Origin of the sequence: Pseudomonas sp. Xaverov 259 (assembly GCF_019352915.1) — a bacterium.
GTDB lineage: Bacteria > Pseudomonadota > Gammaproteobacteria > Pseudomonadales > Pseudomonadaceae > Aquipseudomonas.
On the sequence record NZ_JAAAFV010000042.1, the window covers coordinates 201261 to 218636 of the forward strand.

At 55.9% G+C, this 17376-nt stretch carries 24 protein-coding genes; 11 read left to right on the forward strand and 13 right to left on the reverse strand.

Going from position 1 to position 17376, the window contains the following annotated elements; translation table 11 throughout:
* Window positions 1–142 precede the first annotated feature (142 nt).
* The 4 genes from K0H48_RS19210 to K0H48_RS19225 form a co-directional block, all read right to left on the reverse strand.
* Complete coding sequence (locus K0H48_RS19210; RefSeq protein WP_219268712.1) at window positions 143–493, reverse strand: hypothetical protein; 351 nt, start codon at window positions 491–493, stop codon at window positions 143–145.
* 93 nt (window positions 494–586) lie between these two features.
* Window positions 587–997 carry a hypothetical protein gene (locus K0H48_RS19215; RefSeq protein WP_219268713.1) on the reverse strand — a complete coding sequence of 137 codons (411 nt, stop codon included), beginning with the start codon at window positions 995–997 and terminating at the stop codon, window positions 587–589.
* A 9-nt stretch (window positions 998–1006) separates the two neighbouring features.
* Window positions 1007–1633, reverse strand: a complete 627-nt coding sequence (locus tag K0H48_RS19220) for a LysE family translocator (RefSeq protein WP_219268714.1) — start codon at window positions 1631–1633, stop codon at window positions 1007–1009.
* Between the two features lie 66 nt (window positions 1634–1699).
* Window positions 1700–2155, reverse strand: a complete 456-nt coding sequence (locus tag K0H48_RS19225; protein WP_219268715.1) for a VOC family protein — start codon at window positions 2153–2155, stop codon at window positions 1700–1702.
* A gap of 126 nt (window positions 2156–2281) precedes the next feature.
* Between K0H48_RS19225 and K0H48_RS19230 the strand changes: the two genes are divergently transcribed.
* The 4 genes from K0H48_RS19230 (at window position 2282) to K0H48_RS19245 (ending at window position 6287) form a co-directional block, all read left to right on the forward strand.
* Window positions 2282–3022: a BPL-N domain-containing protein gene (locus K0H48_RS19230; protein WP_219268716.1), complete on the forward strand. Its 741-nt coding sequence runs from the start codon at window positions 2282–2284 to the stop codon at window positions 3020–3022.
* A gap of 530 nt (window positions 3023–3552) precedes the next feature.
* Window positions 3553–5520, forward strand: coding sequence for an S-type pyocin domain-containing protein (locus tag K0H48_RS19235; protein WP_257627036.1), 1968 nt, complete (start codon window positions 3553–3555; stop codon window positions 5518–5520).
* Window positions 5517–5789 carry a hypothetical protein gene (locus tag K0H48_RS19240; RefSeq protein WP_219268717.1) on the forward strand — a complete coding sequence of 91 codons (273 nt, stop codon included), beginning with the start codon at window positions 5517–5519 and terminating at the stop codon, window positions 5787–5789. Before K0H48_RS19235 ends, K0H48_RS19240 begins: the two co-directional genes overlap by 4 nt.
* 237 nt (window positions 5790–6026) lie before the next feature.
* Window positions 6027–6287: a hypothetical protein gene (locus tag K0H48_RS19245; RefSeq protein ID WP_219268718.1), complete on the forward strand. Its 261-nt coding sequence runs from the start codon at window positions 6027–6029 to the stop codon at window positions 6285–6287.
* Window positions 6288–6555: 268 nt separating this feature from the next.
* Here the strand turns inward: K0H48_RS19245 and K0H48_RS19250 are convergent, their stop codons facing one another.
* A complete protein-coding gene (locus K0H48_RS19250; protein WP_219268719.1) occupies window positions 6556–6816 on the reverse strand; it encodes a hypothetical protein in 261 nt (86 codons plus the stop codon).
* Between the two features lie 169 nt (window positions 6817–6985).
* Between K0H48_RS19250 and K0H48_RS19255 the strand changes: the two genes are divergently transcribed.
* Together K0H48_RS19255 and K0H48_RS19260 are read left to right on the forward strand one after the other, a co-directional pair.
* Window positions 6986–7219: a hypothetical protein gene (locus tag K0H48_RS19255; RefSeq protein WP_053257116.1), complete on the forward strand. Its 234-nt coding sequence runs from the start codon at window positions 6986–6988 to the stop codon at window positions 7217–7219.
* A gap of 76 nt (window positions 7220–7295) precedes the next feature.
* Window positions 7296–7595, forward strand: a complete 300-nt coding sequence (locus K0H48_RS19260) for a hypothetical protein (RefSeq protein WP_219268720.1) — start codon at window positions 7296–7298, stop codon at window positions 7593–7595.
* A gap of 36 nt (window positions 7596–7631) precedes the next feature.
* On the opposite strand, the gene K0H48_RS19265 is transcribed toward K0H48_RS19260, so the two are convergent.
* Both K0H48_RS19265 and K0H48_RS19270 read right to left on the reverse strand, forming a co-directional pair.
* Entirely contained in the window at window positions 7632–7871 is a 240-nt protein-coding gene (locus tag K0H48_RS19265; protein ID WP_219268721.1) for a DUF6124 family protein, read from the reverse strand.
* A 591-nt stretch (window positions 7872–8462) separates the two neighbouring features.
* Window positions 8463–9068 (reverse strand): hypothetical protein, encoded by a 606-nt coding sequence (locus tag K0H48_RS19270; protein WP_219268722.1) that lies wholly within the window; start codon window positions 9066–9068, stop codon window positions 8463–8465.
* Between the two features lie 127 nt (window positions 9069–9195).
* On the opposite strand from K0H48_RS19270, the gene K0H48_RS19275 reads away from it, so the two are divergent.
* Genes K0H48_RS19275 through K0H48_RS19285 form a run of 3 tightly spaced genes read left to right on the forward strand, consistent with a single transcriptional unit; the run spans window position 9196 to window position 11196 of the window.
* On the forward strand, window positions 9196–9765 hold the full coding sequence (locus tag K0H48_RS19275; protein ID WP_219268723.1) for a nucleotidyltransferase family protein: 570 nt from the start codon (window positions 9196–9198) through the stop codon (window positions 9763–9765).
* A 58-nt stretch (window positions 9766–9823) separates the two neighbouring features.
* Window positions 9824–10264: a TspO/MBR family protein gene (locus tag K0H48_RS19280; RefSeq protein WP_219268724.1), complete on the forward strand. Its 441-nt coding sequence runs from the start codon at window positions 9824–9826 to the stop codon at window positions 10262–10264.
* Window positions 10264–11196 (forward strand): alpha/beta hydrolase, encoded by a 933-nt coding sequence (locus K0H48_RS19285; protein WP_219268725.1) that lies wholly within the window; start codon window positions 10264–10266, stop codon window positions 11194–11196. Before K0H48_RS19280 ends, K0H48_RS19285 begins: the two co-directional genes overlap by 1 nt.
* A gap of 62 nt (window positions 11197–11258) precedes the next feature.
* Here the strand turns inward: K0H48_RS19285 and K0H48_RS19290 are convergent, their stop codons facing one another.
* Entirely contained in the window at window positions 11259–11687 is a 429-nt protein-coding gene (locus K0H48_RS19290) for a hypothetical protein (RefSeq protein WP_219268726.1), read from the reverse strand.
* Complete coding sequence (locus tag K0H48_RS30980; protein WP_307877379.1) at window positions 11665–12687, reverse strand: polymorphic toxin type 44 domain-containing protein; 1023 nt, start codon at window positions 12685–12687, stop codon at window positions 11665–11667. Before K0H48_RS30980 ends, K0H48_RS19290 begins: the two co-directional genes overlap by 23 nt.
* 329 nt (window positions 12688–13016) lie before the next feature.
* Here K0H48_RS30980 and K0H48_RS19300 point away from each other — a divergent pair, with 329 nt between their 5' ends.
* Both K0H48_RS19300 and K0H48_RS19305 read left to right on the forward strand, forming a co-directional pair.
* Window positions 13017–13472 carry a GNAT family N-acetyltransferase gene (locus K0H48_RS19300; protein ID WP_219268727.1) on the forward strand — a complete coding sequence of 152 codons (456 nt, stop codon included), beginning with the start codon at window positions 13017–13019 and terminating at the stop codon, window positions 13470–13472.
* Window positions 13472–13960 carry a GNAT family N-acetyltransferase gene (locus K0H48_RS19305; protein ID WP_219268728.1) on the forward strand — a complete coding sequence of 163 codons (489 nt, stop codon included), beginning with the start codon at window positions 13472–13474 and terminating at the stop codon, window positions 13958–13960. Before K0H48_RS19300 ends, K0H48_RS19305 begins: the two co-directional genes overlap by 1 nt.
* A gap of 9 nt (window positions 13961–13969) precedes the next feature.
* Here K0H48_RS19305 and K0H48_RS19310 read toward each other — a convergent pair whose 3' ends face one another.
* From K0H48_RS19310 to K0H48_RS19325, 4 genes are all read right to left on the reverse strand, one after another.
* Window positions 13970–14464, reverse strand: coding sequence for a YkgB family protein (locus tag K0H48_RS19310; protein ID WP_219268729.1), 495 nt, complete (start codon window positions 14462–14464; stop codon window positions 13970–13972).
* A 97-nt stretch (window positions 14465–14561) separates the two neighbouring features.
* Window positions 14562–15326 (reverse strand): ABC transporter ATP-binding protein, encoded by a 765-nt coding sequence (locus K0H48_RS19315; protein WP_219268730.1) that lies wholly within the window; start codon window positions 15324–15326, stop codon window positions 14562–14564.
* Entirely contained in the window at window positions 15323–16327 is a 1005-nt protein-coding gene (locus K0H48_RS19320; protein WP_106576658.1) for an iron ABC transporter permease, read from the reverse strand. Before K0H48_RS19320 ends, K0H48_RS19315 begins: the two co-directional genes overlap by 4 nt.
* Complete coding sequence (locus K0H48_RS19325; protein ID WP_219268731.1) at window positions 16324–17334, reverse strand: ABC transporter substrate-binding protein; 1011 nt, start codon at window positions 17332–17334, stop codon at window positions 16324–16326. Before K0H48_RS19325 ends, K0H48_RS19320 begins: the two co-directional genes overlap by 4 nt.
* Between the last annotated feature and the right edge of the window lie 42 nt (window positions 17335–17376).

The window sequence follows — 17376 nt, forward strand, 5'->3', positions numbered from 1 at the left end:
GTTGGCTGCCTTCAAAAGTTGTGTAGATATCTGTTGCTATCGCAGGCAAGCCAGCGCCCACAATCACTGTGGGAGCTGGCTTGCCTGCGAAGGCATCAGCGCAGTCGACCTGCCGAACCAAGACACCTGCATCGCAGCAATATCAGGCCAGTCGCACTTGCCAATCGCCGCCATGCTGAAGGTTGCAGGCTTCTTCGCAATCAAAGCGCACGCAGCGCTCGATGTTCACCGAGGCCACCTCGGCGTCGTGCAACGCAGCAGCCGTCAGTTCGCGCATACGTTGGTCCGCGCCGTTTGCCAGGGCCAGCTCCTTATTGGCCCGCGTATCGAACACCCAAATCACCCGCAGGCTTTGCGGGAACGCGGCGTAATCGACCGTGTGAGTCAGCCACTCGAAGCCTGGGATTTCAGCCTTGGCGGTTTCGCAGGCGTCGGTCAACGTGGCGACCAGGCGGCGTTCGAGGCGGGCGGTGTCGCGTTTGGTTGGGGGCATCAAAGGTCCTGATATTCAATAAAAGTCATCACATCATCCGGCCCATATTCACGGATTCGCCAGTTGTTCCCCATCGGTTCGAAGTGAAACGCCTCAGACCTGAATGTCACACCGCGCCTCGACGGCGTGCAGCCGCAGGGTCAGCCCCGATGCGAAGCACACCACCACGTGATGGTCGGCGGGGAAGGTGTCAGAGAGGTAAAACGTATCCGTCTCGGCGTCGGCCGCCACAATGCCGATGGCGTGAAGCACCGTGTCATCCTCAATCGGGCTGTCATGGCGCCCTTCGGCAGAAAAGAAACTCACGCCACGAAAGGTGATGGTGATCTCCCGTGGCTCTTCGGGCGGCGCCCAGTCCTCGGTGCGCCTTGTAAACCTGAGCGACAGCGTGCGCTCAGACAGCGCGTAATGGATGTCGCTGGCGACATAGAAATTGTGCAGGTCACAGGCGCGTCCTTCGACCTCAACCTCTATATGCCCGAGTGCAAAACCATGGAATTTCATCGCGCCTGCCTATCGCTGCTGAAACGCTACTTTCAGCCCCAGCCCCATAAACAGCGTGCCGATGATCTTGCCTTCCCACCGACGCAGCCTGGACAGCCCCTTGAACCCGCGACTTAACGGGCGAATCGAGAGTGCCAGCAAACTCGTGTAAACCGCGCTGAGCCCCGAAAAAATCAAGCCCAGCACGGCAAACTGCACCAGCGATGAACCCGATTCCGGGTGCACGAATTGCGGCAGGAATGCCAGAAAGAAGATCGCCGTTTTCGGGTTCAACACCTCAGCCCCAATCGCCTGGAAAAACGCCTGGCGCGGCGTCACCGCAGGCAACTCAAGCCGTGCATGCGTGCCGGTTTTGGCCATGAACGCCCGCACGCCCAGGTAGATTAGATACGCCGCGCCGGCCCACTTCACCGCATTAAAGGCCGCCGCCGAAGTCATCAGAATCGCCGACAGCCCCAACGCCGCGCACAACGTATGAATCAAGTCGCCGCACGCCACGCCCAGCCCGGTCGCAACACCGACCTTGCGCCCGCCTTGAATTGTGCGGGTGAGCACCAGCAGCACGGAAGGGCCGGGGATCAGGAAAAGGCCGAGCACCACGGCGATGTAGGTGACGAGGGCGGTGAGTTCAAACATGGCGGTTATCTCGGATTCGGGCGCGGCCTACAGTAATCCTCATGTAGGCTGCCAATGCAACGCCGATCAAGCAAACGCGGCGACCATAAACGCCTCCAAGCCTTTCTCCTCCAGAATCTCGATAGAGAAATGCCCGAAGCGCTTAGGCAACCAAATGATGCGCGTGCCGGACGGCGACTGCAGATCCGCCAGGCTCAAGGGCCGGCCGTTTTCATCCTGCGGCTGCACACCCTCGGCCATCAACTCGGCATAAGCCACCTCGATATCCGGCGTGGTGTAGCAATGCCGATAAATCATCCCCTCACCGTGCGCGTCCAACAGCTCGCGCAAGTTGCCCGCCACCGGCTGCACCAGCATAAAACGCTCCTGGCCCATCAGCACCACCGCATAGCGCACATGAAAGCCGCCGCGATTCCAGACTTGAGTGGTGGATATTTTGGCCTTGAGGATCTTGGCGTAATAAGCGCAGGTTTCTTCAAGGTTCTCGACCAGTACGTCGACGTGGCTGAACTTCAGCTCCATAACAGGCCCTCTTGGCGAATGTGGTTTCAGGCGACAGTAGCCGATTTACAACTGTTAACGAATTCAAAGTCGCGTTCGATATAGGCTTTGAACAGTCCCGATCCACTGTTCGCTGAGCCCACAACCATGAAACTGCCCGCCATCGCTGCTGCATTTTTCGTACTCGCCACCCTGCAAACACCCTGGGCACAGGCCGCAACGCCCATCACCCACGTCGCCATCTACCGAGGCCCGGCGGGCTGTGATGACTGTTCCGAGAACGTCAAAAACGCCTTGCTGCGGCTCAGCCCCAACTACCAGATCGACTTTGTGGGCGCGGATGAAGCCATCGACATCACCCCGCAAAACCTTGCGCGCTACGACCTCTATGTTCAGCCGGGCGGCGGGCAGGATATTCCCGCTGCGCTCGACAGCTTCGGTGCTGCACGCGTGGACGCCATTCGCGACTACGTGGCCAAGGGCGGGCGCTACCTGGGGTTATGCATGGGCGCTTATCTCGCCGATAACAGCAACTTCGGGTTGATACCCCAAGACCTCGACTCCGAAGCCGGGCGACCAGGGTTTGAAGTGCGCGGGATTGAAGACGCGGCGGTGCGGGTGGTGTGGGATGGCAAGCCGGACAGTGTGTTCTATCAGGATGGGCCGTATTTTCCCAAGGTTGATGGGCACGCGCCGTATTTGGTGATTGCGACTTATCGCAATGGCGATGTGGCGGCGGCGCGGTATCGGTATGAGAAAGGTGTGGTGGTGCTGAGCGGGCCGCATCCGGAGGCGGGGAAGGCGTGGTTTGAGAATGCGGGGATTGCGCTGAGTGAGATGCCGCGGGGGGAGTTGTTTGGGGTGTTGGTGGGGCGGGTTGGGGAATGATGAATGTGTCTGCGTTTGTTCGGTAGCTGGTTGTTGGGGAAGGTAGTTTTTGGCTAGAAGCGGACGCTCAGGAGTATCGATGGAGCTAGAAATGAATCGAACTGCTGGTTAAGTCGAAAGCAAATAGGTAGCCAGGTGGAGTGTAATTACGCACTTTAAGCCATTTGTAATTTTTTCGTCTCCTCCCCCCCCCCCTCAGAAATATCACGACATACCGCCATGCTTGCTCCACAGCGCTGTTTGTGGACAGATATGTGGCGCTACATTTACGAAAAAAAGACGACCTAGGAGTGCTGGGTACTACCCCGCTTTTCGAAATTTGTAACGCAATAGATGCCCATTGCACGCAATGGGTCAATTAGGTGAAGGGGGGCTGACTTCTTAATTATCAATCTCCGCCTACCACCTCGGGAATGACTGGCACTGGTGAAGCTTTTAAGCGTCTGGAGGCGGGATGCCAAGCACGACACAAGAACCGGGGTTCTGAATGCAGAGCTTCGATACTGACCTGACAAAGCAGAGAGTTCTCTATGCCTATGATTGGAGATGTACTTTATTTACCTGAAATAGAAGTGAATCCTTATAAAAAACAAGAGTATGGGCCTAATAATGGAGGGAACTATGAAGATTTCGGCGGCAGTACAGAAGGAAGAAAAGCCAATCTAAACATTCGTAAATATATATCTGAGACTTACGGCCCCATGGTCGATAAAGCCGCGCAAGGTAAAGAGGCAGAATATATACAAAGGCGCGCATCGATACCTGAGGCTGTTTATAATGAGGTCGAAGCTGAAAAGCTAGCTAATCCGGTGAGTGGTTTAAATGCCAGTGAAGGTTTGATTTATGAAGCATCGATCAGAGAGTCACTTGCCGCAAAAAAAACGATGGAGCTTCCACTTCTAAAAACTACCGCTGATAGTTTTTATCTGGGCGATTTTTTTAATTATCAAGTAAGAGCATTCTTTGTTCGGGCCTATGCGAGAGAGGTGGGCCGGATTTCTGATACGCGAGATACCTATCAAGTTTGGTTAAATTCTCTCAACGCGGCCTATGCAATCAAGGTCCTTAATGACGAAATCGACCTATTGAATAACGAATCAATTTGGTTCAGGAATCAAGCTGAACAGGCTCGACTTGCAGCGCAAGCCGAGGCGCAGCGAGTGGCGGCTGAAGCAGCAGAACAAGCTCGATTGGCAGCTGAGGCCGAAGCCAAACGTATTGCCGATGAGGCAGCGGCTGCGGAAGTCGCAAGGATTGCCGCTGAGGCGGAAGCTGCCCGGCTGGCTGCTGAGGCAGAGGCTCAACGCCTAGCGGCCGAAGCAACTGAGCAAGCACGCCTAGCAGCGGAGGCTGAAGCTAAGCGCATTGCCGATGAAGCCGCAGCACTTAAAGCCGCTCATACCTTCAGGCTTCCCGCAGCGGGTGCGACTCAGCTCAGTACTGCAGCAGGCTCTATTGTCATTACAACAAGTTCAGGCATTACACTGGAGGCCGCGATTCAAGCGGCTAAGGTAGCGCTGGGTACCGTTGTGAGTGCGGCCACAGCAGTCGGTATTGGGGCGTTGACGTATTCAGAGTCGCTTGGAAACGGGGAGCTACCAGCGACAATGTTGGACCTGCCAGCTAAGGACTTGGCGCCTGACCTACCTGCTAATTTGCTCGATATTGCGGGCACAGGTGGGACGGTTGATCTGCCTTACCGGATTTATGGCGACCAATCGAAGTATTCGGTAGTCGCTACGCAAGCTACAGAGGGGTTAACGTCCGCCGTGCCGGTAAGGGCATTGGTATTTGATCCTGTAGCCAACGCCTATACGTTCACCACAACCGACACGCCGCCGATCACCCTGACATTCCCGATAGCAGTGCCAGGAGAGAGCTCAACAGCAACTCCCGCGCGGCCCGTGGAAACACCGGTATACACCGGCATCACGCTGACACCAATAGAGGTCAAAGCTGAGCCGTTTCCGATTGCCAGCCAGTTGAGCATCCGAGACGGCATTTACGTTTACCCCGCAGATTCGGGTTTGCCGCCAATTTATGCGGTGTTTAGTAGTCCATATAAAGGCGCTACCACCAAAGGTGAACACAGCGGACGGATGTATAATCCCGACAAAGCAGGAGGCCCCACTCAAGACCTAGACTGGACAACGGCATCAGTGACTCAGGAAGGTATCGATCTGGTCAAGTTGCATACAGGACGGTTCGATCCTTCTGATGCAAATAAGATCATGATTGATCGGTTAGAGAAAATATTGGGTGGTCAGCTTCCTATCTCAGATATTGATAAACGCTTTTACACACACGAAATACGAGAGCTGGATAGGTATAGAGCGTTAGGTATCGCAGATGGTATGAAACCGGATGATGATACCCTCTGGAATAGTGCCCATACTGCTACCTTAGAGGACTATAGGCTAAAAGATGGATTTGACTTGTTTTACACGCCAGAAGCGATAGAAGCTGACGACGCGCAAGTAGAGAGAGAAGAAAAATGAGTATTATTACTAAAATAGTGCAATCAGAAACTCCCGAAGATGTCATTCTTTTCGCAACGCGGAGTGAAAGTGGCATCTCATACCCAAGATTAGATGGGCTGTACAGTCGAAACGGCTGGGCCAATATTGGTAATAATCTTGAGCTTATGAAATTGGTTCACAATATGGCGCTAGAGGGATTAGTTGTTTATAAAGACTTAACCCTGACAAAAGGTCCGAACTGGAGAAAACCTACATTCTTGACTGAGAATAAATACACGTTTGAGTGATATATAAAAAAGGGGGGCAGATTTGTATTCAGGTAAATAAATTCCTCCCCCTTTTTTTGGGGGAGCGGTATAGGGCTCTAGGTATAGCGGATGGCGTAAAGCCGAACGATAATGGCACCACTTGGAACAATACTCGCGCCGCGACGTTAGAAGATTACAAGCTTAAAGATGCTGACGAACTAATCTATACGTCAGAGGCTATAGTCGCAGAAAATAGACAGCTGTGCGGAGAATGACATGAGCAATATCAATGATATAGTGAGTGCTGAATCCCCAAGAGATGTAATTCTCTTTATAGTAAGAAATCAATCAATTTCATATCCTATGCTGGATCGACTATATAATAGGAGTGATTGGGTAAATATTGGTAATAATATTGAGTTGTTGAAACTTGTTCATAGTATGAGGTTGGAAGGGCTGATTGATAATTCTGATGGGGGGATTAAAAAAGGTCCTGATTGGAAGGCGCCAGCATTCATGATTGAGAAAAAAAATTAGAAAAAGGGATGAAGCGGGGGCAGATTTATTTTACGAAAGAGAGGGCGGATTTATATTCAGGTAAATAAATCTATCCCCATTTTTCAATGGATGAGTTCAGCTAATGCTGTTCGAAGGAACACGACCGAATGAAGGCTGCCGGTCGTGAAAGTCCACTATCGACTCATACTGCTTTAAACCGCAGGTCTTGAACTGCTCGGCGGTGTTTTCACACAGCCTGGACCCAGAGCTGACGGTGGCGACAGCTAGAAATCGGTCTTGATGACATTCAAGGGGGGAAGTCATTGGGATTGCTACGAAGCACCTCATAGGTCAACCCAGCCTCAAAATAGGAGGCTCTCCATTCGAGAAATCCTGCATGTGGCTCGCACAGCAAGCGAACGATACATCCAGCCTCACCCATTGAAATATCTTCTACCTCGGCGATATCTCCAGGAGCCGCCTCCCTAGAGTTCAACCAATCAGAAAGCACTACCGTTGCTCGGTCAACATTGATCAGCTTTATGATATTGCCTTTGGAAAGTGTCATGCCGTCTCGCCTAAAGTTGTGCCGGTATCTGGTTTGTAAACGCGTTTGGTGATTTAAGGAAGGGCTGCTTCGGGCCGAAACTAACCTCTTTCCCCGCCAACCGGTCTACCATGGCACCCCCCGGCAGTGGTCCATGCGCTCCCGATCATTTTTTTATCAAGGTATCGCCATGTCCATCGACCAAATCTCCCTCCCAAAAGGCGTCGGTCCTCACGCCGCCAAGCTTCTCGACGCCATCACCGGCGCTTCCACCCACGAAGAACTCAACCGCGCTGGCGGCAAAGCTGAAGGGTTTGTGTTGGGGTTGGAGGCCGCTAAAGCCATCAAAAGCCAGATCGCCGAATCCTTGTATGTGGCTTACGACGATGCGGCGAGTAACCGTGCGGGTGAGTTGAAGGGTTAAGAGCCCGGCAATGCAGGACGTTTTGCGTGCAGTCTCGTTAGACTGGGCGCCTTTTATTGCTCAGGATGAGGCTGTCATGTTTAAAGTTGCTCTCGCGTCACTGCTGCTGACCTGTGCCTTCGGCGCTCAAGCGGGCACGAGCGTTGATGTGTCGAAGATTTACGGCAACATTCAGTACGTCGATCACTACCCGGACTACAAGGTTCAGGTGGTCGATCACTACCCGGACCTCAAGGTGCAGAAGGTGGATCACTACCCTGATTCAGCCGGCAAGTGGAAAACGGTCGATCACTACCCCGATTACAAGATCCAGATTGTTGATCACTACCCGGATTTTACTATTCAGTATGTGGATCACTACCCAGGCGCTAATTGAGGCAGCGCCATCAGCGGCGCTGCTTTGGGTTGTTTATCAGCCAGGGCAGGGTGCTTCACGGTCGAGCAATTTGGCCGTGAGCAGCACGCCCAGTTCGCTTAGTTGGTGGATTGCCAGCGCGATGTCGCGGTGTTTGCCGCACAGGTCTTCGGACAGGTCGAGTAGTAGTGTGCTGACTGAGGCGAAGGTTTCGTAGCTGTTGGTGATGAGGGTTTCGGTGCTGGCGTCCGGGACGACGGTGAAGAGGGTGGTTGAGTCAGTTTTTGCTTGAGTCATAACGATATCCTGGTTTTGGCCGCCATCTTTTCGCTACTAAACGAAAAGGTGGCAGCTGTGCGCAGGTTAGTAGACCGGTGGATATCAAAGCCGGCGCGCCCGAGGACGCCCTACGCACAGCCACCATCAAGCACAGACGCAATGTCTGATTGATGAAGCTCATGCACTTTTCAATACCCAACTCAGGCTACTAAACCCGATCACTGAACATTCAGCGACCGAGCCACCTTAGAGACGGCCACCTCAGCGCACAAGCCGGCGGATTCTGACGCACGCGTAGGCAATGGAGCAAGGTGCTGCGGGCCTGTTCACAATTCCCTGTGGTTAGGACACTCCCTTGTGGCGAGCAGGCTTGCCCTGCGTTGGGCTGCGAAGCGGCCCCGAATTCAGGCGACCGGGTTTCCCTTTTGGACTGCGGTGGCTGGGTTGGGAGTGCTGCGCACTCCAGCGCAGGGCAAGCCTGCTCGCCACAACAAGCCTGCTGGCCATAAAAAGTTTGCTGGCCACAACAAGCCTGCTGGCCATAAAAAGTTTACTGGCCACAACAAGTCTTCAGGCTATAGCAGGTCTGCTTGTCACAGCCGTGCCTGGTTAGAACGCCTGGTTCACCCCAACCCCACGCATGATCGAAAACCGTGGGTCGATCAGCTTCAACCTTTGCTCACCCTTCAAACGCCCCACCACCACGGTGTAGGTTTTGGGCACTTCTGAGAGGTTTTCCGGGTTGCGGGCCAGTTTTTCAATCGCCGGGGTGTTGGCCCAGTCGGCGATGGTTTTCTGGCGGATGTCGACGGTCACTACCCAGGATTTGTCCACGGCGGCGCCCGTTTGGTTAGGGTTGGCGGCGATGTTTTGGATCTTGGCGATTTCATAGCCCTGGGCGTAGCAGAACCCGGACTCTTGCTGCACATAGGCAGCGCGGCCGTTGTCGGTGAGGCTGTAGGTTTTATCGCTTTTGGCCAGCAGACCGGCGTCGGTCAGCGCATCGAAGGCGGGCTGGTTGGCGCTGGAGGTGCCGGTCATGACGCTGTCACTCAGGGTCACCGGGAAGCGGTTGAACATCGCCGCCTTGACGCAGGACGCGCCTTCCAGCCGGGGTTGCAGCGCGGCTTGAATGTCGGTGTCCGACGGGCTGTCGCTGCAGGCGGTGAGCAGCAAAGCGGCGGCGGTGATGAGGGCCATTTCTCTGATTCGCATCGTTTTATCCTTGACGATTGGTGGCGGGCGGGCAAAGTGTATAGAAACATTGCTGTCACGAAACCCTCCCCGCCGTCGTGTAGGGTCGGTGGCTTGAGCCGCCCTGAATACACAAGGAATGCCCACCATGACATTGACCGTCAAAACCCTGCTCGACCTGGCCATGGCCAACCCCATCAACGCCGAAATCACCGCGCGCTTGCCCGACCTTGGTGTGGAGCAGTGCATGCTTACGGCGGGCTGCCTGTTCCAGGCTGTCTGGAACCATCAGTCAAACTTGCCTGCGGCTCAGGGCGTAAAGGACTACGACGTCTTTTACTTCGACACGGATCTGTCCTACGAAGCTGAGGACAAAGTGATCCGCGCCGCCGCGCGGTTGTTTGAGGATTTGGGCGTCAATGTCGAGGTCAAGAACCAGGCGCGGGTACACCTTTGGTACGGCGAGCGCTTCGGTCGGCCTTATCCGCAGTTGCACTCGGCTAAACAGGGCGTGGACCGTTACCTGGTGGCCGGCACCTGCATCGGGCTGGAGATCGACACCGGCGAAGTGTACGCGCCCTATGGGTTGGCGGATGTGGAGCAGGGCGTATTGCGGATTAACCCGCTGCACCGCGAGCCTGAATTGTTCGCCGCCAAGGCCCTTAGTTATCAAACGCGCTGGCCTTGGCTCAAGATCGTTTCGCCGGATGATTTGTGAACTTTTACCGGTTGCTGACGCGTCCTATGTTGAAATGAACCCTGAGAGTGGATAGCCCATGATCTTTCTGATTTTCCTCATCGCCTGCGGCGCGGCCGCCAGTACCGGCATCCTTTTCAAGCCCGGCCAGTGGTACGAAACCCTGGTTAAACCCAGCTTCACGCCGCCTAATTGGTTGTTTCCGGTGGCCTGGACGGTTATCTACCTGCTGCTCGCCTGGGCGGGCTATCGCCTGACGATGATTCCCGGCAGCCAATTGGCCTTGGGCCTGTGGGCGGCGCAGATTGCGCTGAACACGCTGTGGACGCCGGTGTTTTTCGGCGCGCATAACATCGTGGCCGGGATGGTGGTGATTGTGCTGCTGTGGCTGGTGGTGGCGGCATTGGTGGTGATGGCGTTGCGGTTGGACTTGATCACCGGGTTGATTCTGTTCCCGTACCTGGCGTGGCTGAGTGTGGCGGCAGCGTTGAATTTCTCGATTCTGCGTAATAACCGCTGATGGCTCACAAACTCTGGCCCGCGAGCGAGGCTGAGCTGGCCCAGATGCGCCGGTTCAATAAAAAGCTCGCGTGGCTGCCGCGTTTCAAAATCCGCAACCGCGTCACGCCGCGTTTGATCCAGGCGTTGTTGCGGGTCAGCCAGACGATAAAAAAAGCACCTGTGGCCGAAACCCGAAGGGTCGGCTCGGTGCCCGTGCGCATCCTGCTGCCCGAAGGGCAAACCCAAGGCGTGGTGCTGGATATCCACGGCGGCGGCTGGGTGATCGGCAATGCGCAGATGGATGACGACCTCAACCTGGGCATGGTGCAGGCGTGCGGCGTGGCGGTGGTGTCGGTGGATTACCGGCTGGCGGTGGACACGCCGGTTGAGGGGCTGATGGAGGACTGCCTGAATGCCGCGCGCTGGCTGCTCGGCAGTGATGAGTTTGCCGATTTGCCGGTATTCGTCGTGGGTGAGTCGGCCGGTGGGCATCTGGCGGCCGCAACCTTGCTGGCGCTTAAGCAATGGCCTGAGTTGCTCAAGCGTGTGAGCGGTGCGGTGTTGTACTACGGCGTATACGACTTGACCGGCACACCGAGCGTGCGCGCGGCGGGGCCGCAGACGTTGTTGCTGGACGGACCGGGCATGGTTGAAGCGCTGCGCATGCTGACGCCGGGCTTGAGTGATGAAGAACGTCGGCAGCCCCCGTTGTCGCCGTTGTATGGCGACTTCACAGGGTTGCCACCCGCGTTGATGTTTGTTGGGGAGCTGGACCCGCTTAAAGACGACACCCTGCTGATCGCCGAGCGCTGGGGCATAGCGGCAGAGGTGCAAGCCCATCTGTTACCGGAATCTGCCCATGGGTTTATTCATTTTCCGGTGGCGATGGCGGATGACGTGTTGATGTATAGCAGAGCGTGGATCACGAAACAGTTTGATGGAGGAGGGTAAGGGGTGTCGTTTGACTCGGGAATAGCACCGGCGCAAGGCCGGTGTTATTCTCGGTAGTACTGTTATGGAATAGTTGCTTCCAGATCAAATTTTACGATGTTGAGTTCTCCGCCGACTTTAAAGTAGGCCGTGTTATGGAAGTCGTATATTGTCTCATCCGAATTAAGTTTTACTTTAGTGCCGACAACCTCGCGTACAGCATGTGTACTTTGAGTGACAAGGAATGGGGTCGCTTTTCGCATCTTACTAAGAGCCTCTTCATCGTTAGGCTGCACCGCCATGAGGAAGTATCGATAAATAAAGGGTACGGTAGCTCCGCCGGAATCATAGAGTACTTCATATATGGCGCCACCTTCACCGACCTTGGTTACGGAGACGATTTTTGAAGGTTCTGGCCTGCTCGGCGAACTTATATAGATGTAAAGTGCCTGCCCAAGGCATATGACGAGCAGTGACCAGGCTTGCCAGTTAATAGCCTTTCGATGTTGCATATTGTATACCTGCCTTAATCCATACTTGGTCGACTGGGTCATCACCGTAAGGGGCTTCTGACCACCACTTGTCAAACTCTGTCTTCGACGTTCCTGCCACTGACTGTGCTGCGCCAGCAGCTCTCAATAACACATTTTCCGATATGCCCGCAGCGGTACCCACAGCGCCATAGTTGAAGTTTCCAAAACTTGCATACTGACGCCCGCGTTGTTTGTAATCCCAGTCACCACCATTGCGAACTTTTGTGTAAAACCAGCTTAACAAATGGGCTGAACCGCCGTTTTTGAAATACTGATTCTGACTACTCGCCTCGCTCAGGTTGTCGTCCATAGATACATTGGGAGGAGAGGCGGGGTACTGTCCCAGTCGAGCATGCTCTTTCGCAGCCTTTAGCTCTTCGGCTGCACGGGCTGCTTGCTCCGCTTGAACAAGATTCAAGGCGCTTTCTCTCTCCCGCAAACGTCGAGCAGACTCACTGTATACCTGAGCCAATCTCGCGGCTTCGTAACTATTGGCCCAGTCGACAAGGCGGGACTGATTCACTTGTACACTCAAGTAGCCAGCGTACACAAAGTTGCCAACCTCAGGGCTTTTCGGTTGCAGCACGTCTCGGCCCAAGTACAGAGCTCTGGATTGCGATAGCTTATCAGCGGCTATGGATTCTTTTGTCATGTACAGTTTCACAAGGATATTCTTTTCCTTGGCGATCGTTCGCTCAGGAGTGAACGCATCCATTAGCGTATTTAGTCCACCTTCCGCCTTTATATCCTTATCATTTTCGGCATCGATAGCTTGCAGATTTTTTTCGTATTGTTGATTGATCTCCTTCTTTTTCTCATTGATCCACTGATTTATATTTTCTCGTGCTCGGACATAATTAGCGGTTATTTTATCGTCCTTTTCGGACGAGCCGCCAATGACAGTGCCGTTGGGACTGGAAATTAGAGAGAAGTCCGGACGGCGTCCTATGATTGCGGTAGTACCGATTTCCAATGGCATAGCTCAAATTCCTTTTGAGTTAGATGGGTCATTTTGAATAGTTCCAGTACAGGGCGTACATGACTGTTCTATTGCTCTTCTCGCTTGAGTATCATGCGGAATCAAGTGCGAATTGACTGTACGTAAATACAGTGTTCGAGGCAATAAACAATGTGCGTATATCTTGGTTATTTCGTAAGTGAGATGTATTCTCATTAGCGCCGGGCCTGGGTCGGTAATGCGGATTTGTACGGGTTAGGGCTTCGCTTGGTTGGGGCGGGTTTGCGCTGGCGAAGGCGTTGAAAACCGCAGGCTTTTGAAGTTAACGGTCCTTAAGAATGGGAAGTGCGATGTATGACTTACACGTGACGCTCAGGCCGGCCATTGTCACCGACCTGCCACTGATTTACCGCGGCGAGTTGGCCTACATCCAATGTTGGGAGCCGACTCACGAGTCCGCATGGCGGCAGCATTTGGAGCAAAATCTGGCTGTATGGGTCGATAACTTTGACCGGCTGACAGTGGCAACGCTGGAGGGGCAGTTTGCGGGTTATTCGTTATGGACGCCTGACGCCGGTTTTGCCGAGCTTTGCACCATCAGCGTCAGTGAGGTGTACCGGCGTAAGGGCATAGGTCGCGTGTTGCTCAAGGATTATGCGGTTGCGGCCAAGCATAGCGGCTTCACGCAACTGCGCTTGAGCGTGCGGGCGGATAACCCGGCCAGGCTGATGTATGAGCAGGCAGGTTTTGTGTGTGTCGGGACGGGCTCCAATGCCTACCTTCTCTACCAGCGAGCGTGCGGTTAATGAACATTCACGCGGTCACCGCTGCCGATATTCCCCAGGTGCTGACCTTTGTGCTGCAAGCGCGTGCCGAGCTTTTCCCTAAGCTCAGCGAAGCGGCGATGCCTGACGACTTGGCGCAATTTGAATCCACCTACCTTGAGGGCGGCGGGCAATTTCTGATCGCGCGTGCACATGACCAGATCGTCGCGGCGATCGGCTACTTGCCTTATGACGGCCGTTTCCCTCGGTTGAATTACCAGGGGTTTAAAACGGTGGAAGTCGTGCGCCTGTTTGTACGCCCGGCTTTTCGGCGCTTTGGCCTGGCGGGCAGGTTGTATCGCGCGTTAGAGGCGAAGGCAAAGGCGGATGGGGTGGAGGTGGTTTACCTACATACCCATCCGTTCTTGCCAGGTGCGATTGATTTTTGGCGGCGGCAGGGCTTTGAGATCATCGACATCGAAGCCGACCCGGTGTGGCAGACCACGCATATGCAGCGCCGCCTGGCCTAAGTGTGGTCGCTATACATCAGCCAGGGCATTGGCTTTACAGCTACGAAGCGTGATCAGGCCTTGCTTGAGCAAAATGATCGAGCCTGCGAGCAGCACGATGTCCTTGACCAGAAACGATGTAGCGCCGCCCATGGCTGGAAAACCGCCCGCCGATGCTTCCCAGCCACCGGGCGTGGTTATGATCAAGGTCACGGTGGTCAGGTAAGTCAGCACTGAGCCCAGGCTGGCAACCACGGAGACTCTTGGCATCCACGCACCGAGCGCCAGCCCGATACCAATCATCCACTCCGCTGTGCCCAAAAAGTAACTGGCGCCCTGAATACCAAAAGCGGTGTGCATCCAGGACAGGAAAGGGCTGTTGGAAATAATTGGAATTAACGCGTTGGCTTCATAAGGAAACCACTTTGAGTAGCCGAACAGAAAGAAGATCAGCACCAGAGACCAACGCATGAAATCGAATTCCAAGGTGCTCTGGATTAAACAGCGGTGATTTGACGAACTCATAAAATCTTCCAAAAAGACAAAAGGGGTACCGCTCTTGAGTCCCCTTCATGGAAGAGATTACAGCGCTGATGAATTTTTCTTCATCAAGCGTTTCTCGTCAGTTAGAGCGCAATCGCAGGATTTGCGCGCCGTCGAACGGGTCCGTCAGGTAATGCGCCTGCACCCCGAATGTCTGCTGTAGCCGCTGCGGCGTCAACACCTCCAGCGGCTTGCCCAATGCCACCAGGCAGCCGTGATCCAGTACCGCCAAACGGTCACAGGTCAGTGCCTGGTTCAGGTCATGCAGCGCAATCAGCGTGGTCACCGGCAGTGCTTGCACGCCTTTCAAAATCGCCAGCTGATGTTGGATATCCAGGTGATTGGTCGGCTCATCCAGCAATAGAATCTGTGGTCGTTGTGCCAACGCCCGTGCGATGTGCACGCGTTGGCGTTCGCCGCCGGAGAGGCTGCGCCAGGCGCGTTGGCTCAGGTGGGTGGCGTCCACATCGTGCAGCGCCTGGCGCACGATGGCGTCGTCTTCGCCAGACCACGGGCTCAGCGCCGACAGCCAGGGCGTGCGGCCCAGGGCCACAGCGTCGAAGACGCGGATGGCGTCGTCGGTGTCGGCCTGCTGTTCCACCACGGCCAATTGTTGCGCGATGGCACGGCGCGACAGGCTGCCCAGGCGCTGGCCGCCCAACAGCACCTCGCCCGACGCAGGCACACGCAAACCGGCGAGCAATTTGAGCAGGGTGGATTTACCCGAGCCGTTCGGCCCGACAATGCCCAAGGTTTCACCTGGCTGAACTTCAAGATGAATGTCGCACAGCAACTGCGCTTCACGCACTTTGAAGCCCAGGCCGGTGCAACTGAGTACCGTCATCGCGCATTCCTCCGGCCAATCAGGATCAACGCAAACACCGGCGCGCCGACCAGCGCCGTGACCACGCCGACCGGAATCACCTGGCCTTTGATCAAGGTGCGCGACAGCACATCCGCGGCGATCAGGAACAACGCGCCGCCCAGCGCACTGGCGGGCAGCAACCGCGAATGCCCGGTGCCCAGCAACAGACGCACGGCGTGGGGAATCACCAGCCCGACAAAACCGATAGAGCCGACAATCGACACCATTACTGCCGTCACTAACGCAGCGCAACCGACCAGCACAAACTGCACGCGCCGCACCGGAATGCCCAGCGAAGCCGCCGAGTCGGTGCCAAAGGTAAACGCATCCAGCGCACGCCGATGCCACAAGCACACTGCCAGGCCTGCGACCGCCACCGGCACCGCCAGCCACACCGACGGCCACCGCACGCCGCTGAGGTTGCCCAGCAGCCAGAACATGATGCCGCGCGCCTGTTCGGAACTGGCGGACTTGGTGATCAGGAACGCGGTGAGGGCATTGAACAGCTGCGAGCCGGCGATGCCGGCGAGGATGATCTGGCCGGTGCCGCTGACTGAGCCGCTGGCCCGCGCCAATAGAATCACCAGCGCAAATGCCGCCATGGCACCGACAAACGCGCCGGCTGACAGCGAAATCAAACCGCCGCCCACGCCCATCAACGCCACTAAAACCGCGCCGGTCGAGGCGCCGGCACTGATGCCCAGCAGGTACGGATCGGCCAACGGGTTGCGCAGCAGCGACTGCAAAATCACTCCACAGGTGGCCAGCCCTGCGCCACAGGCGGCGGCGACCAGGGCGCGGGTCAGGCGGTAGTTCCACACCACGCCTTCGTCGATCGGGTCGAGCACGTAACCGGCGGCCCACAGTTTATTGGCCAGCACCTGCAACACCACCTGCGGTTCGATTGCGGTTTCGCCGATGGCGGTGCCGGCGAGCACGGCCATCAGCAACACGGCGAGGGCGAGTAGGGTACGGGTCATTTGCGCAGGTCGTAGCCGTCGATGGCGCCGGCCAGTTGTTCCAGGCCATCGAACATACGGATGCTGGCCTGCAACGCCAGAGCATCAATAATGATGATGCGGTTGTTTTTCACCGCGTCCATGTTGCGGGTCACCGGGTCGCTGCGCAGGAAGGCGAGTTTCTTTTCATGGTCGTCGGCGGGGTAGCGGCGGCGGTCCATGCGCGCAATTACCAGGAAGGTCGGGTTGGCCTTGGCGATGGTTTCCCAACCGACGGCGGGCCATTCTTCGTCGGACTGCACCACGTTGCGCAGGCCGAGGGTTTGCAACATGAATTCGGGAATGCCCTTGTGGCCGGCCACGTACGGGTCGGCAGCCATCTCGCTGCTGGAGAACCACACCAGCGCGCTGGCATGCTTGAGGCCTTTGCCTTGTGCGGTGGCGACGGACTTGGCCAGGCGCGCCTTGAGTTCGTCATTCAACTGTTGGCCGCGCGCTTGCACGTCGAAAATCTCGGCCAACTGGCTGATGCTTTTATAGATCGTGTCGATGCGGAACGGCTCCAGTCGCGTGCCGTCAGCGCCCACCAGGTTGTCCTTGCCTTCGCAGTCGGAGGGCAGCACGTAGGTGGGAATCTTCAGTTCATGGAACTGCTCGCGAGTACCGACCACGCCTTGCGGGCCGACCACCCATTCCAGCTCGGCGGCCACCAGTTGCGGGCGTTTGGCGATCACGGCTTCGAAGCTCGGCTCGTTGTCGGCCAGGCGCTCGATCGTGTCGTTCTGCGCCTTGAACTGCGGCAATACGCTGTTGAACCACAACGATGTGCCGACCACTTTATCCGCCACGCCCAGGGCGTAAAGCATCTCGGTGGCGGCCTGGCCGATGGTCACGCTGCGTGCCGGGGCTTGCTGGAAGGTGACGCTGCTGCCGCAGTTTTCGACCGTGAGCGGGTAGTGAGTAGGCGTGGCGTGGGCCAGGGCACAAAAGCCCAGGCCGGTGATCAGGGCGCAAACGCGTAGCAGCATGGGGCAATCTCTGAGTGAACCGTACTTAAAAACAGGGCAGGT

Coding starts and splice junctions, on each gene's coding strand:
- K0H48_RS19315 (WP_219268730.1), bottom strand. CDS start 15,326: ATGACGGTACTCAGTTGCACCGGCCTGGGCTTCAAAGTGCGTGAAGCG.
- K0H48_RS19280 (WP_219268724.1), top strand. CDS start 9,824: ATGATCTTTCTGATTTTCCTCATCGCCTGCGGCGCGGCCGCCAGTACC.
- K0H48_RS19240 (WP_219268717.1), top strand. CDS start 5,517: ATGAGTATTATTACTAAAATAGTGCAATCAGAAACTCCCGAAGATGTC.
- K0H48_RS30980 (WP_307877379.1), bottom strand. CDS start 12,687: ATGCCATTGGAAATCGGTACTACCGCAATCATAGGACGCCGTCCGGAC.
- K0H48_RS19220 (WP_219268714.1), bottom strand. CDS start 1,633: ATGTTTGAACTCACCGCCCTCGTCACCTACATCGCCGTGGTGCTCGGC.
- K0H48_RS19325 (WP_219268731.1), bottom strand. CDS start 17,334: ATGCTGCTACGCGTTTGCGCCCTGATCACCGGCCTGGGCTTTTGTGCC.
- K0H48_RS19250 (WP_219268719.1), bottom strand. CDS start 6,816: ATGACACTTTCCAAAGGCAATATCATAAAGCTGATCAATGTTGACCGA.
- K0H48_RS19310 (WP_219268729.1), bottom strand. CDS start 14,464: ATGAGTTCGTCAAATCACCGCTGTTTAATCCAGAGCACCTTGGAATTC.
- K0H48_RS19245 (WP_219268718.1), top strand. CDS start 6,027: ATGAGCAATATCAATGATATAGTGAGTGCTGAATCCCCAAGAGATGTA.
- K0H48_RS19210 (WP_219268712.1), bottom strand. CDS start 493: ATGCCCCCAACCAAACGCGACACCGCCCGCCTCGAACGCCGCCTGGTC.
- K0H48_RS19260 (WP_219268720.1), top strand. CDS start 7,296: ATGTTTAAAGTTGCTCTCGCGTCACTGCTGCTGACCTGTGCCTTCGGC.
- K0H48_RS19290 (WP_219268726.1), bottom strand. CDS start 11,687: ATGCAACATCGAAAGGCTATTAACTGGCAAGCCTGGTCACTGCTCGTC.
- K0H48_RS19285 (WP_219268725.1), top strand. CDS start 10,264: ATGGCTCACAAACTCTGGCCCGCGAGCGAGGCTGAGCTGGCCCAGATG.
- K0H48_RS19255 (WP_053257116.1), top strand. CDS start 6,986: ATGTCCATCGACCAAATCTCCCTCCCAAAAGGCGTCGGTCCTCACGCC.
- K0H48_RS19225 (WP_219268715.1), bottom strand. CDS start 2,155: ATGGAGCTGAAGTTCAGCCACGTCGACGTACTGGTCGAGAACCTTGAA.
- K0H48_RS19320 (WP_106576658.1), bottom strand. CDS start 16,327: ATGACCCGTACCCTACTCGCCCTCGCCGTGTTGCTGATGGCCGTGCTC.
- K0H48_RS19215 (WP_219268713.1), bottom strand. CDS start 997: ATGAAATTCCATGGTTTTGCACTCGGGCATATAGAGGTTGAGGTCGAA.
- K0H48_RS19265 (WP_219268721.1), bottom strand. CDS start 7,871: ATGACTCAAGCAAAAACTGACTCAACCACCCTCTTCACCGTCGTCCCG.
- K0H48_RS19305 (WP_219268728.1), top strand. CDS start 13,472: ATGAACATTCACGCGGTCACCGCTGCCGATATTCCCCAGGTGCTGACC.
- K0H48_RS19230 (WP_219268716.1), top strand. CDS start 2,282: ATGAAACTGCCCGCCATCGCTGCTGCATTTTTCGTACTCGCCACCCTG.
- K0H48_RS19270 (WP_219268722.1), bottom strand. CDS start 9,068: ATGCGAATCAGAGAAATGGCCCTCATCACCGCCGCCGCTTTGCTGCTC.
- K0H48_RS19235 (WP_257627036.1), top strand. CDS start 3,553: ATGCCTATGATTGGAGATGTACTTTATTTACCTGAAATAGAAGTGAAT.
- K0H48_RS19275 (WP_219268723.1), top strand. CDS start 9,196: ATGACATTGACCGTCAAAACCCTGCTCGACCTGGCCATGGCCAACCCC.
- K0H48_RS19300 (WP_219268727.1), top strand. CDS start 13,017: ATGTATGACTTACACGTGACGCTCAGGCCGGCCATTGTCACCGACCTG.